21 protein-coding genes are annotated in these 15,539 nt (G+C 39.5%); 8 read left to right on the forward strand and 13 right to left on the reverse strand.

Annotated features, from left to right (window positions below; genetic code table 11):
* Position 1 precedes the first annotated feature (1 nt).
* The 12 genes from ADHAQ_RS0114275 to ADHAQ_RS0114330 all read right to left on the reverse strand — a co-directional run bounded on the left by ADHAQ_RS0114275 (position 2) and on the right by ADHAQ_RS0114330 (position 5,776).
* Positions 2 to 598 (reverse strand): 3'-5' exonuclease, encoded by a 597-nt coding sequence (locus tag ADHAQ_RS0114275; protein ID WP_026463514.1) that lies wholly within the window; start codon positions 596 to 598, stop codon positions 2 to 4.
* A complete protein-coding gene (locus ADHAQ_RS0114280) occupies positions 585 to 872 on the reverse strand; it encodes a hypothetical protein (protein ID WP_026463515.1) in 288 nt (95 codons plus the stop codon). The genes ADHAQ_RS0114275 and ADHAQ_RS0114280 overlap by 14 nt, the downstream gene beginning before the upstream one ends.
* Positions 873 to 881: 9 nt before the next feature.
* Positions 882 to 1,127, reverse strand: coding sequence for a hypothetical protein (locus tag ADHAQ_RS0114285; RefSeq protein WP_026463516.1), 246 nt, complete (start codon positions 1,125 to 1,127; stop codon positions 882 to 884).
* Positions 1,127 to 2,377, reverse strand: coding sequence for an ATP-binding protein (locus tag ADHAQ_RS0114290; protein WP_026463517.1), 1,251 nt, complete (start codon positions 2,375 to 2,377; stop codon positions 1,127 to 1,129). The genes ADHAQ_RS0114285 and ADHAQ_RS0114290 overlap by 1 nt, the downstream gene beginning before the upstream one ends.
* Positions 2,378 to 2,392: 15 nt before the next feature.
* Positions 2,393 to 2,608: a hypothetical protein gene (locus tag ADHAQ_RS0114295; RefSeq protein WP_157433424.1), complete on the reverse strand. Its 216-nt coding sequence runs from the start codon at positions 2,606 to 2,608 to the stop codon at positions 2,393 to 2,395.
* 1 nt (position 2,609) lies between these two features.
* Positions 2,610 to 3,329, reverse strand: a complete 720-nt coding sequence (locus tag ADHAQ_RS25765; protein WP_034256833.1) for a phage replication initiation protein, NGO0469 family — start codon at positions 3,327 to 3,329, stop codon at positions 2,610 to 2,612.
* A 124-nt stretch (positions 3,330 to 3,453) separates the two neighbouring features.
* Positions 3,454 to 3,654, reverse strand: a complete 201-nt coding sequence (locus ADHAQ_RS0114305; RefSeq protein ID WP_026463519.1) for a hypothetical protein — start codon at positions 3,652 to 3,654, stop codon at positions 3,454 to 3,456.
* A gap of 2 nt (positions 3,655 to 3,656) precedes the next feature.
* Entirely contained in the window at positions 3,657 to 3,917 is a 261-nt protein-coding gene (locus ADHAQ_RS0114310; protein ID WP_026463520.1) for a hypothetical protein, read from the reverse strand.
* 2 nt (positions 3,918 to 3,919) lie between these two features.
* Positions 3,920 to 4,297, reverse strand: a complete 378-nt coding sequence (locus ADHAQ_RS0114315) for a hypothetical protein (RefSeq protein WP_026463521.1) — start codon at positions 4,295 to 4,297, stop codon at positions 3,920 to 3,922.
* An 85-nt stretch (positions 4,298 to 4,382) separates the two neighbouring features.
* Entirely contained in the window at positions 4,383 to 4,697 is a 315-nt protein-coding gene (locus tag ADHAQ_RS0114320) for a MerR family transcriptional regulator (RefSeq protein WP_026463522.1), read from the reverse strand.
* Between the two features lie 3 nt (positions 4,698 to 4,700).
* The gene (locus ADHAQ_RS27660) at positions 4,701 to 5,498 is read right to left on the reverse strand and encodes a KilA-N domain-containing protein (RefSeq protein WP_071781117.1); all 798 of its coding nucleotides are present in this window, start codon (positions 5,496 to 5,498) and stop codon (positions 4,701 to 4,703) included.
* 2 nt (positions 5,499 to 5,500) lie between these two features.
* Positions 5,501 to 5,776 (reverse strand): hypothetical protein, encoded by a 276-nt coding sequence (locus ADHAQ_RS0114330; RefSeq protein WP_026463523.1) that lies wholly within the window; start codon positions 5,774 to 5,776, stop codon positions 5,501 to 5,503.
* A gap of 38 nt (positions 5,777 to 5,814) precedes the next feature.
* Between ADHAQ_RS0114330 and ADHAQ_RS0114335 the strand changes: the two genes are divergently transcribed.
* From ADHAQ_RS0114335 to ADHAQ_RS0114355, 5 genes are read left to right on the forward strand one after another with little or no spacing between them, the layout of a single operon-like run.
* On the forward strand, positions 5,815 to 6,504 hold the full coding sequence (locus ADHAQ_RS0114335) for a LexA family transcriptional regulator (RefSeq protein ID WP_051359933.1): 690 nt from the start codon (positions 5,815 to 5,817) through the stop codon (positions 6,502 to 6,504).
* A 12-nt stretch (positions 6,505 to 6,516) separates the two neighbouring features.
* Positions 6,517 to 7,329 (forward strand): DUF4468 domain-containing protein, encoded by an 813-nt coding sequence (locus ADHAQ_RS0114340; protein ID WP_026463525.1) that lies wholly within the window; start codon positions 6,517 to 6,519, stop codon positions 7,327 to 7,329.
* 55 nt (positions 7,330 to 7,384) lie between these two features.
* On the forward strand, positions 7,385 to 7,714 hold the full coding sequence (locus ADHAQ_RS0114345; protein ID WP_026463526.1) for a hypothetical protein: 330 nt from the start codon (positions 7,385 to 7,387) through the stop codon (positions 7,712 to 7,714).
* A 33-nt stretch (positions 7,715 to 7,747) separates the two neighbouring features.
* Positions 7,748 to 8,221, forward strand: coding sequence for a DUF6932 family protein (locus ADHAQ_RS0114350; protein WP_026463527.1), 474 nt, complete (start codon positions 7,748 to 7,750; stop codon positions 8,219 to 8,221).
* Positions 8,196 to 9,155 carry a hypothetical protein gene (locus tag ADHAQ_RS0114355; protein WP_026463528.1) on the forward strand — a complete coding sequence of 320 codons (960 nt, stop codon included), beginning with the start codon at positions 8,196 to 8,198 and terminating at the stop codon, positions 9,153 to 9,155. The genes ADHAQ_RS0114350 and ADHAQ_RS0114355 overlap by 26 nt, the downstream gene beginning before the upstream one ends.
* 11 nt (positions 9,156 to 9,166) lie before the next feature.
* On the opposite strand, the gene ADHAQ_RS0114360 is transcribed toward ADHAQ_RS0114355, so the two are convergent.
* Positions 9,167 to 10,516 (reverse strand): tyrosine-type recombinase/integrase, encoded by a 1,350-nt coding sequence (locus tag ADHAQ_RS0114360; protein WP_026463529.1) that lies wholly within the window; start codon positions 10,514 to 10,516, stop codon positions 9,167 to 9,169.
* Positions 10,517 to 11,361: 845 nt separating this feature from the next.
* Between ADHAQ_RS0114360 and ADHAQ_RS25775 the strand changes: the two genes are divergently transcribed.
* From ADHAQ_RS25775 to ADHAQ_RS27290, 3 genes are all read left to right on the forward strand, one after another.
* Entirely contained in the window at positions 11,362 to 12,573 is a 1,212-nt protein-coding gene (locus tag ADHAQ_RS25775) for an alpha/beta hydrolase family protein (RefSeq protein ID WP_084523848.1), read from the forward strand.
* 1,176 nt (positions 12,574 to 13,749) lie between these two features.
* Positions 13,750 to 14,166 carry a hypothetical protein gene (locus ADHAQ_RS0114370; RefSeq protein WP_157433425.1) on the forward strand — a complete coding sequence of 139 codons (417 nt, stop codon included), beginning with the start codon at positions 13,750 to 13,752 and terminating at the stop codon, positions 14,164 to 14,166.
* 272 nt (positions 14,167 to 14,438) lie between these two features.
* On the forward strand, positions 14,439 to 15,539 hold a 1,101-nt coding region (locus ADHAQ_RS27290), incomplete at its 3' end, for a T9SS type A sorting domain-containing protein (RefSeq protein ID WP_169728003.1).

Consider the following 15,539-nt stretch of genomic DNA (forward strand, 5'->3'; position numbering starts at 1 on the left):
ATTAGTACCCCCTCAAGGTTGCATAGGTCGGCACCCAACCGGGAGCCCCGTACTTTTTCATAAATCCCATGACATTGACAAACTCCGCACATTCGGCGGCTTCGCGCATCTTGCACAGCAACTGGTAGGTGGCCTTAACATCGGACAAAGCCCGGTGAGCGGTTTCATTCACAATGCCCATCCGGCTGCACAAGGATTCCAAAGAGTGCGGAAACGGGTAGCGGAAAGCTGCTACCGTCCGGGTGCACAGGAAAGGATTAGTCAATGGTTGACCACCTAACCGATTATAAGAGTGATGCAGGAAAGACAAATCAAAGGCCGCGTTGTGGGCAATGATGACACTGTCACCAATAATGTTGCGGAGTAGCGCCATGGCTAAGCGTTGGTTCGTACCATTAGCCAGTTGCTCCTCTGATATGTTATTGACTTTGGCAGCATACTCACTGAGCTTGACACCTTCCGGATTAACGATGCAGTTAAACTCCATCTTGACGTCGCCATCAATTACGCGCATGGCGCCAATCTCAATCACGCGATCTTTATCCGGATCTAAGCCGGTGGTTTCAAAGTCGAGAATAGTTATGTTATTGAGTGACATAATAGGCCTTAGCTTTAAGTTGAGCCACAACAGCCTCAACACCTTGTTTATTTATGATTTCCTGTAACTCGCCAATGGCAATTTCATCCATGATAGTATTACATGGGCAAGTAATAGAATTGGGAAGGGTATTTGGTTTACCTAATGCTTTGGCTATAATTTTAGTCTCATCAGCATCAAGACCACAGTTGATGTATCCCATTACATCATCGAAGTCAATGTCAACATCTATGTCAACCTCAACCTCTTTTGAAACATATTTCGTGTATCCCATAATTGACCCTTATTTAATTTCGGTATAACATTGATTTGAACTGACAGCCCCGAACCTGACCAGGATGGGTTCTTTGTCGATAAAATTTCTAACTAGCTCCAGGTTGTCTTCCAGCCATTGGCCATTGTAGTAGATTGGTATCCCGTTCCAAATTGACTCCGGATCCTTGGAGATGTGAACTGTTATTTTGGAGCAGCCTTCATGCCGCTCCGCTAATAATTCCCGACACTTCTGTTCGTTGAATTGGTACCTCATTATGCTGCAGCCTCCAACTGTTCAAACTGCAACGGTTCCCGTACCTCAATCTTCAATGCCTCGCTGCTACGGTCCACCATCTCCACAAATAGCTGCAGGTTGTTGGCAGCCGCCCAGGCTTCCACTTCTGCCAGGCTGGTGTTGTCAAGCAGGGAACCATCAAACCGGGCAATCCTTACCTCACCTAATAAGGCCATCTGAATCTTTAGTCCGGTAATGATGGCGGTAGCGGTATTAATCTGGGAACGCTCAAACGGCAAACCATTCAGATACAATTGGTCATCATCAAAAGTCAAACCCTCTACCGGCATTTGCGACTCCGCAATAGCTTGTTTCTTTGCCTCCTGGATATCGGCAATCCGCTTATTTAAATGCTCCTGCTGTTTGATCAGCGCTTCCAGTTCCTCATATTTCTTGATAGCTGCCAGGGTGTGATCCACCTGCGCATTGTGTTCGGCGGCGCTGTCAAACTTGGCCTGAATAGCAGTGGTGTCTATTTTAGTGTTGGCACCTAACCAGGCAGACGCTTGCTGATTTTGGGTTTTAAACTGATCTGTTTCAGCTTGCAGGGCATCCACTTCTTTCATCAGCTGTTGGATGCGCGCTTCATTATAAGTAATCTTCTGGGTGCGCTCATTTAGGCGGGAGGCAGCACCATCAATGGTGTGGTTAAACTCATTGGCTTTATTGAGTTCTGCCACCAGTGCGTTTACATCAATCTTTTCCGTTTTTGATTTGTCATAGGTAACCGTTTGGGCCTCTACCTCTTTCACCTTCCGGTTAACAAAAGTGCGTTCCTGGTAAAGCTCCGCGTATTGTTCATCCAGATCGGAGAAGTCAATGCCAACCAGGGTCTTGATCTGCTCCACCTGCTTTTTTGGGGAGAGGGAAAAGAACTGGTTAATGTCAAAGTCAATCACTTTAACAATCTGATCCAGCATGGTGCGGGGGCTTTTATACTGAGCACCCTCCGGAGACTCCACACTTAGATTCAACTTTTCAGTTTTGGCGTTGAAGATGGCCCGTACTATATACTCACCCATATCAATGCGGACTTCGCCATTCTTTTCACCGGCTTTTACCAGTTTGGGTGGCAGATCTTTGCCGGTCAGGATTTTAAAGATGGCATCAATGAAAGAGGTTTTACCCTTGCCATTGCCACCTAACACGTACACGTTGTTGCCTTTAATCTCCAGACCTAGCTCAGAGATGGCTTTGAAATTCTTGATTTCTATTTCTTCGATTTTCATGGTTATGATTAATTTTTAAGCGGCTATTGAATGGGCGGCCTCATGATCAAAGTAGGCCAGTATCCGGCCAACGCCTTGCACCTGTAAACCCTCCCGGATCCAGGCTTTGGAGCCCGGATGGTAGGAGAAGTTATTTTTGTACAATTCGTTTTTGGTGAACCTGCCCGGAGCCTGCGGGAAAGTAATCTCTACCCGGCGCTGCTCCTGGTTAATATGGAAGCTGCCAGCCATATTAAAAGGGTAAGGGGCCATCAATGGTGGCAAGTTCAAGCTCAGCCACTTTAACTGGTTGCGCCACTGGTTGCGGTTGTGGTGCTGGTGCAGCTTGAGGCTGTGGAACTGGTTGAGGCGTTGTATCCTGAATGTTTAAAGCTTTGCCCTCTTTGGTGGCTTTGATTTTTTCTTTCAGGAACTGCGGCAAAGAGTTAAACTTATCCTGTTGGAAGCTTCTGATATTAAAAATGAAAGAAGGGTTTACCTGTGGAGGGCACTCAATGCCTTTCATCAAAGGAGAAACCGTAGCAATGGTGGCATAGGATTTACCTTGCTTGCTCACCTTATGAATAATGTTTAACTGGCAAGGAATTCCAATCAGTTTAGAGACATTAAAACTTTTAGCTTCATCGTCGGTAAACTGCTTGCCTCTCCAGCTTTCTAAATCCTTTCTCAAGTTCGCCTTGTCACCCATGGATAAGGTGTATTCTTTGGAAATAACGGATGGCTGTGGGCCATTCTCTTCTTTGTATACCCGGGTCTCCGTTGGCAGCTCCCAGGTAATGCGTACCTTTTCGTTTTCCTTGGTTCTACCTTCGTACTCTTCCGTAACAGTACCCAATAGTATCATGGAGTAGCAGCGTGCCAGGTAGTTCCCGGCTGGGATTAATTCAAAAGATTTTTCTCCTGTTGATGTGGCAATAATTTCCTCGTCTGGTGCAAAATAGTTCTCGTTCATGATTGAAATAGTAAAAAGGTTATAGATTATGAATTAGATTATGATTGATTTAAATTTGATTTGATGACGGTAATAAGGTCTTTCAATTTGCAGTTGACACTGCACGGCCCTAGTTTGTGGTGGCTCATGCTACCGGGCTTAACTGGTGTTCCTCGTAATAGCGGTTCAGCATAAAGCTGTAGTTGAATTGCTGGCCATCCGGCTCTATGGCTACTAAGGAAGTTTTCCCCTTTTTTGCAGCTTTTCTTATAGCTCTGCCGGCGCTGCTCATCCGGCATAAGGTGCGGTAAACAACTTCACCTTCGTTGGTCTTGAAAATGGTCATGGTTATTCTCCTTGATTAAGTTCAACTATTAAAGCATCAGCAACCATTACCGCCTCTTTGCTTAAAGCCGTGGCTATTTCGGGAGTTACAGTAACCTTAACTCCTGCCATAGACCCCTGAAGAATGGAGATGGCAAAGTGTTGGCGAATGGTAAGGCCACCTGTTGAATAGGTTAAACCATACTGCTTTTCTTTACTTGCATCAGCAAAGTCTACATCGGTAGTTATTTGCGGCATTGCTGGTTCGTTTCCTGTGAGTTGCATGGTTATTGAATAGGAAGGTGAGTGTTCTTGGAAACTTTCAGCCGCATGGTGATTAGCTTGGTAATCAGGTCATCCATTTCTTCAATTGCTTTCTCAGCGTCCCCTTTATCAATGGCTTTCGAGACATCCTTCCATTCCCGGTGGCCTTTGCCTTTAACTGAGAAGAAACATTTAATCTCTTTGGGGTCCGTTTTAAAGGCTTTGTCAACCTCATTATATATAAGGTGTAAGTAAGCCTGGCTTTCTTCTCTCCATTCAGGTTCAATGTTGTGGGGAGTGGTAAAAACAGTATCCTTGCGCACTTGGCGGCTAGGTGGCACCAGGAAAGCACTGTAATCAATTGGGCTGGTTAATGGGTTAGGTAAAAATGACGTTGACATAACAAAAGATTTAGAGGTTGGGCAAATAATTAATTTATGATTTGGTTGGTATATAGAACTTTTATATATTAGCAGCGTAAATCATTTACGCTCTCCGCATTTGCGGCTCTTCATCTCGGGTAGTGAACCCAAGAATTTTAGTATCCCCCAACAATTCAAGACAAGCAAGTTCGGTTACTCGGTAACCCTTTTCACCAACACAAAAAGCTTTAAGTTTTCCAGTGTGAATAAGACTGTAAACAGTGTTCTTGCTTAGCTGTAACCGCTGATAAAGCTCCGGACCTACTTTGTAAACTTTAGAAAAGGTATCCATCAGGGCTTTCTTGTCTCCGTATTTTTCAGAAGCTTTCTCAAGCATCTTGTTATCCCAATAGGATTCTGGTTTTAATTCAACATTCATGGCTTAGGCGGCTTTTAAACTTTCCAGTTCGGCTAAAGTCTTTTCGGTTTGGGCGGCTAAAGCAAGCGCAACCACTTTGTGCCATTGGGAATGATTGGTGCATAAACCTAAAACCATGTTGCGCACTTCAAAGGCTTTCATGTTGGTTTGCTCCATTAATTTTTGTAGCCAATTTTTGCCCAACAGTTCTTTTAGAGTTTCAACTTTCATTTCCGCTGGCTCCAGATCAAGGCTCTTGTCCACGTACATATTTACATGCGCCGTGATTTCTTTCAAGGTTGGTAAGCGAGAGGACTTGGATTGATTAACTCTCCGAAGGTTGGTAATCTCCTGGCTTTGTTGGGTAATAATAGAGCTGTGCAGATTGATTGTTTTTTTCAGACTGTTCAGATCGCTTACCAGTTGCAGGTAAGTTTCATTAGAAAGAGTAGCGGTGGTTTCAGATTTACCGGCTAGAAGGATTTCTTCAATACGATCGAAAACCCAAAGCTCAAAATCAGCAGACAACCAGGCAGCAAATTTTAAGGCTAGTTTCCTGTGCATCCAGGTGCCGGGGTTGTTGCCGCCTCTATTGACCCGAACAATACCAAGGCCGGAATTCCGGTCTTGCCTTTCAGACCCAATAGGAGAATTCTCCCATTGCTTTTGCAAGGCCATAACGAAAGATTGGGTTTGCTCATTTTTCAAAAAATCTTTTGGAGCCTTTCCAAAAGGTTTAGCCATTTGAGACGCATTAATCATAACCTCGCCATTCAGGTCAAAGGTTATTGGGTTATCGTTGTAGATGAATTTTTGAAGCATGACTAGGCTGCTTTAGAGGGTGGAGAAACAAGTTGACCATGGCTTTTCTCGTATTTATTAATGAATGCTTCGAAAGCCTCATTGACTACATCTTTAATAAGTTTGCGATCCCAATAAGCAATGGCCTTCATTTTTTCATTGAGATCAGGGCGAACGATAAAGGTTGCCCGTACCTCATCGTTCATCTGAATTATTTTTTCTTCTGCCATTTTAATATTATTTTGTCCGTTATAATTATTTAGTAAACCAAAGTTATCAGGTTTTACCGAAGTTTCCAAATAAAAGTTCGGAAATATCTGATATTATTTAAAACAGTATGGAAGATTATTCTCAAATGCCTGTCAATGAGCGAATTAAAATTCTCATTATTAAAAAATTTTTTACTCAGGCAAAGCTTTCTGAGCTTGTTGGGGTAAAACCACAGACTGTTTCAGAGCATTTAAACAAAAAAGGGGACATTCCAGCAAAGTATCTTACTGAAATATGTAAGGAATTTCCTGATATAAGACCTGCATGGCTACTTACCGGAATAGGAGGGATAACAGGAGAATCCGAAGTAAAGAATTTTAAAATGAGAACAGATAAAATTGAGGAGCAACAAGATGTGCCGCTTTATGATTTTGAGGCCTCAGCAGGATTGGTTGAGTTGTTTGGGAGACACAACAATGTTATTGATTTTATCAAGATACCGAACATCCCCAAGTGCGATGGGGCTATTCATATAACTGGTGATAGCATGTACCCTCTTTTAAAAAGCGGAGATATAGTTATGTACCAGATATTAAATGATAAAAGATACATTTTTTACGGAGAGATGTATTTAATATCCTTCGAATTGGATAGTAAAATTTACACTCTTGTCAAGTATATCCAGAAGTCTTCTACAGAAGGGTTTATAAAGTTAGCAAGCCAGAATCAATATCATGACCCTTTTGAAATCCCTTTAGATAATGTAAGGGCTTTGGCTTTAGTGAAAGCAAGTATTAGAATAAATAGCATGTCTTAAATTCTACCTCTTATGAAACCAACATTTGCATTTGTTTTAATCTTATTATTATCAAGCTTCCAGTTTATATATGGACAAAAAATAAATACAGAGTATGCAGCTAAACATGATAAAGTTGCACTCAGATACAGCCCAAGTGCTAAAGCCAATGTCTATAAATTTTTAAATCAGGGCGGTAGAGTGTTTGTATATCAGAAACATAATGATTTGTGGTATTCAATAAAACAAGATGGAGAATGGTATTTTGCTTTAATAGAAGATTTAGATAGCCCTGAAAGGGTTCCAAATAAAAACCCTAATTCTATATTACAAAACTATCCAGTAGATAAATTTAAACTAACTTCTGATGGATTTATTAATGATAAAGATGAATCAAGGTCATTTATAGTTATAAATATTCCTAATACTGATCAAAAGACATTATACCAGAAGGCCTTAAAATACATCAACAAAAACTATGTATCTCCTAAAGATGTAATGAGCCTTATTGAAAACGAATCAATCACTGTAAATGGGTTTGCCCCCAGATCAATTTATAGAAATAAACTAGGCCATGTCTTCGACATGAATTATACAATAAACTTTGAGTTTAAAGACAATAAGATCAAAGTTGAAAAGCCTTCTTTTAGGTTGACCACTTTTACCCAATCCCACCAAAGATTATTATTAGTGCATGACGGTACTTTGGACGGCTCAATTCTAGGTATTTTTAATACAGCAGGAGAGTTAAAATCTAAACTTGCTAAAAATGATTTAGAGACCCACTTTAACACCTTAATACAATCTTTTGCTAATACACTTTCCTCGCCAGAAACAGATTGGTAGATAACAGAAAACACATTTAAAAACCAGTCCCCACCAAAACAATAACTAAAATCCCATGCCACAACTTTATAACGACGATATAGAAAACCAAATAAGAACCAGGTTTATCCAGAAATGTGATGACCTGATCAGCACCGGCCGGGTAGATTCTTATGCCGAATTATGCCGGAGTATTGAAATATCACCGGCTTCCTTTAACCAGGTTAAAACGGGTGTTACTAAGCCCACCCTGCAGATGCTTTATAACCTACAGTCTGTTTACAAGGTTTCGGTTGAATCCATCCTGTTTATCAATCCGCCCAAACTCAACATGGTTTTTATCCGGTCACAGCTCAGCGCCATCCAGGAAAGCCTGGAGAAATTAGAGGGAGCAATTAGTGTATAACAATATTGTTTTAATCTTTACCAATGCAAATAGATGCTAGAAGATAAAGAGGAGTTCCTTCCCTTGTTCCCGCCAGGTTTCTATGAAATGACCCCTGATCAACTTGAAGATATTTTCGTAAATCCTTTTATAAATCAAGAAAGAAGGATTTTTTTGGTCAGTCGTTTAAAAAGCCTTTTTAAACGGTTCTCTGAAGCAGGTATCCCTGCAGAAATATGGATTGATGGGTCTTTCTCTACATTTAAGGAGTCACCAGGGGATGTAGATCTTATATTCTTTTATTCAGATAATGATGTACAGAACCTGACACCAGATCAAATTTCTATTTTAAAAGAAATTAATGACAGAACTCTTTCTCAAATTAGGTATAATTGTGACGTTTTTCTCGTTAGAAAAGAAGATATGGAATCAAGGAGTTATTGGAGAGGATGGTTCTGTTTTACTAGAGATGAACAACCTAAGGGGATAGCCCGAATATGGTATGACAACAACATACAAGCAGCTTAAAAACAGGATAGAGGAAATAAACCAGAGAATCCTTGAAGAAGAAAATATTCTAAATTCTTCTCCAGGAAACATGGCTATTGAACTCAACCTTAATTCTTTAAAAAACCACCTTCAAGAGTTATATACGCAATTAAAACAAGTAAACGAAGACCGTTATAAGGAGGTAATTTCATTAAGATTAATAGGAAAGCCTGCTCAATTTGGCTCAATTCCACTTAGTATTGCCGGAGCTTTAACGTCAGCCTTTTCTGATGCACTTCATACTACTTCCAAATATTTACAGTTTGGCCAACGCAATATTAAAAACTCAAATAAAATCATAAGCAATACAATTGATTTGAGATTAGAGGCAATTGGAAAAGGATCCACAATCTTTTATTTGTCAGGTAAAACAACGCCTGATCTCTATGGGAACTCGTTGATTCAGGATAGCTTAGATAACTTATTTAAATTTGTTAGCAGCGAAAATGGCGAAGACCTGACTAATAATCTTAATAAAGTAGGGCTTTCAAGTATAAAGCATTATTCCAGGTTCTTTAGAGAATTAAATGAAGACGGCTTAGAACTTGAAATGGATTGGATAACTCCCAATAACGAAACCAATAAATGGTATGGTGACAAGGATAGGATATTAAGTTTATATAATACCTTAAATAAAATTCAGGTTGCAGAACCACAGGAGTTTGCCTTTGTTGGAAAGCTAATAACAAATAGTTTAAAAGGTAAATTTGAAATTGATACTTTAGATAAGAGAACCATTGCCGGAACCTTCCCCCTTGATCTTTTGGATAAAATGAAAACTATCCATATTGGAGAAGAATGCACCGGGGTTATTTCAAAGCAAATATTTCTTAATTCTTCCACAAATAAAGAAAGAATAGAATACACGCTTGTTGAAATAAATATATCTGGGCAAACTGATCTAAACCTATAATATTTACATATCTAAATTTTTCCACTCAAATTCTCAAATGCCTGCAGCAAATTAGCATATTGCCGGCTATCCTTATTATCTAAATAGATTTGGGTTGTTTTCGGGTCCTCATGGCCTAAGGCATCCTGAATAGTTTTCAGATCAGCGCCCCCCTCCATTAAGTTAGTAGCAAAGGTAGCCCGGAAGCGGTGGCAGCTGGCCATGTGTGCCTTGGTAAGCAGCTCTGGTTCTCCTTCCCTGTTTGGAATGGTGGTTACCTCAATCCTTTTTCCTTTCTGGTATTTAATCTTTTTAACCGGGGCATCAATACCGGCTAATTTACAAACCAGTTTTATAGCTTCGTTTAGCTTCTGGTTAGAAGGAACCGGCAGCAACTTATCGGTATTATCCTGGTATATATCCAGAATGCTCAATGCTTCCTCATTCAACACCACCCGGCAAGGCCTGCCCCGTTTCTGACCTCCTTTAATCTGGTAGTAAGACAGTACCTTTATTTTCCGGCCATCCGGTAAAGTAAAGCTGTGCACCTCTGTTTTCTCGAGAGCCTTTAAGTCCACGTAGCGCGGCCCCGTATTTAAAAGGAATATCACCAGGTGCCGGGCTAAGGCCAATGCTTTCCGTTGCTGCATGGGATTACGGCCTTTGATCTTTCCATCAGTCATGGGATCCCATTGGCGTATCTTCTCCTGTTCTGCCAAGTCAAAAGTAATGCCCTGGCTATTGCCACTTTTCTTTTTCTTCAGCCATTTGTGGTTTGATTTTAAGCCGGCTTCATTCAGGATAATCTTGATCATGTTGGTAGCCTTGGCTAAACTGACATCCAGCACCTCATACTCATTAATCAGGAACTCCTTGAAATCCGCCACAAACTGCTCATTGATTTGTTCGGGTTTGATATCAGGTGCAAACTCCAGCATGTACTTTAATTGCACCCGCATGAGTTTAATATGCTTTTCCCCAATTTCGCCCCGGTTGTTACGCGCCCACTGCTCAAAGTAAAAGGAACAATTCTTTTCCTCCTCCTGAACTTCCTCCAGTGGTTTGTCTTTTAATAAAGCCTGAAAGGTTTTCTTATCCAATTTCTTACCGGATCGGTTATAATCCAGAATAATGTCCGCTGCTTTGGTTTTAAGCTTACCAAGAATAATGTTTTTATTATCCTTGCCTTCACCGGCTTTTACCTTTTCATCTTTCTGGCTCCAGCGGTTGGGGTTTTGCGTCTGGACCGTTACCCCGGTAGCCATCTGCAAGCGCATGGATGGAGAAGGAGCACAGGGCTCTTTCCCGTAGGCGATATCTATATAAATGCTTTGGGTGCCTTTGCCAGAAATCTTGGGCAAAAGATATAAACTGATTTCCATGGGTGACAAAACAAAAGGTACCCAAAGATAAAAGTATAACGACAGAGTATAACGATAATTTTGGTATATCGTGGTACACTATGGTAAAATGCTGGGTTTAAATACCTGTTTAGCGCACCTTGTACCATGTATTACCAAAAACACGCTCCCCTTCGGGAGCACAATGAAGTTAGAAAAGCCTGTAAGAATTAATAACTTACAGGCTTTTTCTTTTCATAGGTAAAACAATTTGATTTATCCTGCCTTTAATTTTAAAGGCCTGACTTATGAAACTCCTTCCTGTTGATTAATAGACGCTAATTTACCTTCTATATTCTCTGTAGTTATTTTTGCAAAAGCTATTTTTTCAAGTTAGGCTAATCTATCTTTCTACGTTATTCCTCAATTTCCTTTTAAAGCAGTATAAGTTCTCTGAGTTTCTTAAATTATTAAAGTATTATACTAGATATAAAAGTCAATAGTAGGATGGTGAACCAATTAGCGATGTAGTAGCCAGTACTTAAACTGACAGTTTAGAGTTTTCAGACATTATTCAGGTGCCTAGTCGAACCCATTCCTTATACATTGCAAGGTTAAGCCTACACTCGAATTTACCAGTGGTAAAAAAACGCAGTTTGTTTTCTATTTGGGTGGCTAAACCATTCCCACCAATTAGGATTGGAGTAGTGATAAACCTATACCTGCTTAGCTATGTTAAAAATGCTATTAAAAATTTCCATATTATTCCTAGTTACATCCAAATAAGCTCAGTATCTTCATAATAATTTATGTGTCAGCGGATTAAACTTTTATGGAATCATTAGTAGAATAAAAATTTCAAATACTCATTAAATAAAATAAAAGCTATGAAAAATAACATAAAGCTCTTCTGTTGGTTTTTGCTGTTGTACATGTTTACACTAAGCGGGTGCGGTCTTTTTAATAAAGAAGAGGAAAAGCCCGAACCTGATGGTAGTGAGTATTTTGTAGCGGCTACACCCATTAGTACCATCCCAAAATCTGTACTACAAGGCTTGGCCCAAGCTTCCGGCTTTGGCAGCTCAGTGAATCTTTTGAAGTATGATGTTGCTTTTTACAAGTTCACCTATAAAACCACCTACAAAAATAGCGAGACAGAGGTCTCCGGCCTGTTGGCCATTCCGCAAAACACACCTGCTCCACCGGCCTTATTAAGTGCACAGCATGGCACTATGTTTGCCGATGCCGATGCTCCTTCAAACTTCCCTGCTGCCTTTACCGGCTTTGAATTACTGGCCTCCGCTGGATACATTACAGTAATACCAGATTTTATTGGCTATGGAGTATCTAAGGATATTGTTCATCCTTACTACGATGAGCAGCATTCAGCCTTGACTGTTGTGGATATGCTAAAAGCGGCCAAGTACTACCTAAAGAAAGAGAAAATAAACCTCAACAGCAACCTGTTCCTAGTCGGTTATTCCGAAGGTGGTTATGTAACCATGGCCGCACAGAAAGAAATAGAAGCAAATCCGAAACATAACCTAACCTTAACCGCAGTTGCGGCTGGTGCCGGGGGATATGACTTAACCGGTATGTTAAGCGGCATTGCCACTACTACCACTTATGTGGAACCTTCTTTTTTAGCCCTTATAATACAGGCCTATAATACTACCTACAACTGGAATCGTCCGTTTACAGATTTTTTCCAGGAGCCTTATGCTGGTAGGATACCAACTTTATTGAATGGTACCATGAAGCGGGAGGAAATTAATAACCAATTAACTACCAGCCCGTCAGCCCTTTTCAATCCTGTCTTTTATGCTAATCTGTTAAATCCTGCCGGAGAATTAGCTCTGAAGCAGGCTTTAACTAATAATAGCTTGCTAGATTGGGTACCCAAAAGCCCAACCCGCCTTTATCATGGCACCGCTGATGAAGCTGTTTTCTATCAAACATCTGAAACAACCTTTAATCGGTTTAAAGCAGCAGGAGCCAATAACGTAGAATTGAAACCAATTTCTGGGGGTATGCACCGAACCAGTATTATACCCATGATGCTGGATGCTCTTTCTTGGTTTGATTCGCAGAATAAGTAAGCCGGGTCAAATTCTGGAAATATGCTGAAACCCCGGCCGGAAAATAGTCAGGAGGAAGGGAATCAGTAAAGATAAACTTAGGGAATACAATCCTATAACAATCAAATAAAAACGAAAGCCTGCCTTAATTAAAAGGCAGGCTTTCGTTTTTATAAAGTCTTATGGGTAGCCTAGGACTCGAACCTATATCTCTTGGAAGGGAACCAAGTGAATTGCCTAATTATTCAATAAACCCATTCGTAGCCCTAATATATAAAATAGCACCGGATTACATCTATTCAATTGCTATTTATTTTGCATTTGCTATAGAATTATTGTTAAGGGGCACCTAATTAGGTTGTAGCTGGGTCGTATTAGACTTCCGAATCATTATAAAATAGGAAGAAGATAATTAAACTGAATGCTAACTGCTTTATTTAACAGGAAATATCCAGTATTAAACAAAAAAGCTACCCCTAAGAGAAGTAGCCTTTTAAAATTTCAACTTTCAATTTTTATACGATTTAAATAATACGTGGTTATAAAAAAGGGCGACTTTTACCAGAGGCAGCCTTTCCTATAATATAAGCAAGCTTTACCTTAAAGGTTTACTAAGTAAACTTGCTAAATATTTGGGTATGAATTAAAAAGTAGAAGTACGAAAAGATGGCTTAATACCTCTATCATTCATAGAATCCAGCCTAATGTTAATAAAATTCTAAAGAATATAAGTTTATTAATATTTATTACCATATATTTGGAATTAGTCTTTTAAAAAAAGCGATTATTATAAAGTTTATGAGCAATATTTTGCTAGTGTATAACGACGTTACAAGCATATTTTGAACTAAAAGTCCAATAATATCGCCAGCAATATTTTCCAGGCTAAAAATGGATTGGATGCCGTAAATTATTACAGAGCTATACTTTAAGCAATAAAAATTTGCCGGTAATTGTTCTTTTAGATTTGGCTATGCCGGTGTTAGACGGTTTAAATTTTCTGAATAGTTTGCCAAAGGAGACTTAGTTGACCATAGTAATACCAGAATAATGGTACTTGCCAGTTCATCTAACCCAAAGGATATATTTTTAATTAGTTCTTTGAATGTTGCCGGTTATTTGACAAAACCTTTAACCAAATAAAAAAATGAAACTATTGTTTACATATAAAACTCTTACAGTTAGCTAATATAATTAATGATTCTTTTTCAAAATAGCCTCATGGTTCTGGATTATAGTCCAGCAACTGATATCTTAACTGTTGAATGGCCTAATGCACATCCTTACCTGCTTCCGGAAATAAAATATACTTTGCAGATGCTGGTGGATAACCTTAATAACTATCATATCAAATTTTTAATAATTGATGCTAGTAAGACAATAGCTAATCATGAATTAATGGACTCTCCTGATTACAAAGAAATGGTAACGCAATTCTCCATAGATTTAAGCAAAACCCGTTTAAAAAAATCAGCCCGTATTATTTCCTTCGACAATAGCCGAGAGGAAAAGACCCAGGAGCTGACCAGAAACCTGACGCAGACCATTCAATTTAATTATCAGTTCCAAAGCTTTACCAGCCGGGAAGAAGCCATAAAATGGTTATTAAGTTAAGGTACATAAAATTCATTACCTGAGGTTTTCTTCATAAAACAGTTTTAAAATAAAAAACTATAATATTAGAAATAGCATTTGGTCAGATAAGATTTAGGTTTTTTGAACTTAAGTAATGACTAAAGATTTAGGCTTTCCCTTCACCGGGTAAAAGCACAGTTCATCGGGTGTGATACCTATTTATCCGGTAAAAGAAGGTGTTTATCGAAAAACCTCTATATAGAGTTTTTTCTTAACCAGTTTTGTACTGTTTACAAACAGTACAAAATCAAATGAGCCACTTTTTACCATCTACCCAAACAACCCTAAAAAGTACTTCTTTTGCGTATTTTTTAGTTTTAGTACTAGCTCTGCTTACTCCTTTAGCTAGTCAGGCAGATTGTGAAAGTTCAGGCCATAACTTTAAGTTTATTTATAAATCTTATACTAATAGCAATAAAACAGATAAGAGAGGAACAGTAACCGGAACCCTCGCTACCTTTACTTTCACTGTTCAAAATACTGGTTCGCATGGCTTAAGCCACGTGTCTTTTGGTTTGCCTAAAGGTGTAATAGCAGAGAATGCCAGCTATAGCTCTGCTACCGGGAAAAGGTACGAAGTTATAAATGGTACTTCTAATCCATTTTACTGCGTAAAGTTTGAAACATCAAGCAAGGATGGTATAAAAGGGCAAGACCAACCTGACACCTTCTCTTATTCTATTTTGATTCCTAATAACACTAATCCTGCTGAATACCTGGCTTCCGTTCTGCCCTCTATCTCGATAGAAGCCAAAGCCGGTACTACAGTAGAAAGCTCAACTAATGTTTTAGGAGGTTTTGATTTTGATTGTTCAGATGAGGACTCGCAATTAACCTTATTAGGTTCTGCAACACCAACAACCCTACCAGTAACTTTAGTTTCTTTCGATGCTTCTTCTCAAAATCAAGGTGTAGCTTTAAAATGGGTAACGGCTACAGAAGAAAACAACGAGTACTTCCAGGTTGAAAAGAGCCAGGATGGGAAAACTTTTCAGGCAATTGGTAAAGTAAAAGGAAATGGTACTACTAATCAGAAGCAAACTTACAGCTTTACTGATAGAAGTGTAACTAGTGGCACTTACTACTACCGTCTGAAACAGGTAGACTTTAATGGCAAAAGCGAGTACAGCAAAATAGTTGCTGTAAAAGCAGATAACTTCAACCTGGTAAAAGCTGCTCTTTATCCAAACCCAGCTTCCAGCAGCTTAAACATTGATCTGACTGCTTTTGTTGCCGGTACTTATTCTATAAAAATAGCCTCTTTAACAGGTGCTATCCTGAAAAACCAAACCATCTCGGCCGGGCAAGTAGCTACTTTGGATGTGCAAAGCTTAACTAATGGCGCTTATGTG

The sequence above is a fragment of the Adhaeribacter aquaticus DSM 16391 genome (assembly GCF_000473365.1).
Classification (GTDB): domain Bacteria; phylum Bacteroidota; class Bacteroidia; order Cytophagales; family Hymenobacteraceae; genus Adhaeribacter; species Adhaeribacter aquaticus.

Coding starts and splice junctions, on each gene's coding strand:
- ADHAQ_RS25765 (WP_034256833.1), bottom strand. CDS start 3,329: ATGAACGAGAACTATTTTGCACCAGACGAGGAAATTATTGCCACATCA.
- ADHAQ_RS0114345 (WP_026463526.1), top strand. CDS start 7,385: ATGCCACAACTTTATAACGACGATATAGAAAACCAAATAAGAACCAGG.
- ADHAQ_RS0114340 (WP_026463525.1), top strand. CDS start 6,517: ATGAAACCAACATTTGCATTTGTTTTAATCTTATTATTATCAAGCTTC.
- ADHAQ_RS0114350 (WP_026463527.1), top strand. CDS start 7,748: ATGCTAGAAGATAAAGAGGAGTTCCTTCCCTTGTTCCCGCCAGGTTTC.
- ADHAQ_RS0114320 (WP_026463522.1), bottom strand. CDS start 4,697: ATGAATGTTGAATTAAAACCAGAATCCTATTGGGATAACAAGATGCTT.
- ADHAQ_RS0114335 (WP_051359933.1), top strand. CDS start 5,815: ATGGAAGATTATTCTCAAATGCCTGTCAATGAGCGAATTAAAATTCTC.
- ADHAQ_RS0114310 (WP_026463520.1), bottom strand. CDS start 3,917: ATGCAACTCACAGGAAACGAACCAGCAATGCCGCAAATAACTACCGAT.
- ADHAQ_RS0114295 (WP_157433424.1), bottom strand. CDS start 2,608: ATGGCTGGCAGCTTCCATATTAACCAGGAGCAGCGCCGGGTAGAGATT.
- ADHAQ_RS0114315 (WP_026463521.1), bottom strand. CDS start 4,297: ATGTCAACGTCATTTTTACCTAACCCATTAACCAGCCCAATTGATTAC.
- ADHAQ_RS0114305 (WP_026463519.1), bottom strand. CDS start 3,654: ATGACCATTTTCAAGACCAACGAAGGTGAAGTTGTTTACCGCACCTTA.
- ADHAQ_RS0114370 (WP_157433425.1), top strand. CDS start 13,750: ATGATTCTTTTTCAAAATAGCCTCATGGTTCTGGATTATAGTCCAGCA.
- ADHAQ_RS27660 (WP_071781117.1), bottom strand. CDS start 5,498: ATGCTTCAAAAATTCATCTACAACGATAACCCAATAACCTTTGACCTG.
- ADHAQ_RS0114360 (WP_026463529.1), bottom strand. CDS start 10,516: ATGGAAATCAGTTTATATCTTTTGCCCAAGATTTCTGGCAAAGGCACC.
- ADHAQ_RS0114355 (WP_026463528.1), top strand. CDS start 8,196: ATGACAACAACATACAAGCAGCTTAAAAACAGGATAGAGGAAATAAAC.
- ADHAQ_RS0114275 (WP_026463514.1), bottom strand. CDS start 598: ATGTCACTCAATAACATAACTATTCTCGACTTTGAAACCACCGGCTTA.
- ADHAQ_RS0114280 (WP_026463515.1), bottom strand. CDS start 872: ATGGGATACACGAAATATGTTTCAAAAGAGGTTGAGGTTGACATAGAT.
- ADHAQ_RS0114290 (WP_026463517.1), bottom strand. CDS start 2,377: ATGAAAATCGAAGAAATAGAAATCAAGAATTTCAAAGCCATCTCTGAG.
- ADHAQ_RS0114285 (WP_026463516.1), bottom strand. CDS start 1,127: ATGAGGTACCAATTCAACGAACAGAAGTGTCGGGAATTATTAGCGGAG.
- ADHAQ_RS25775 (WP_084523848.1), top strand. CDS start 11,362: ATGAAAAATAACATAAAGCTCTTCTGTTGGTTTTTGCTGTTGTACATG.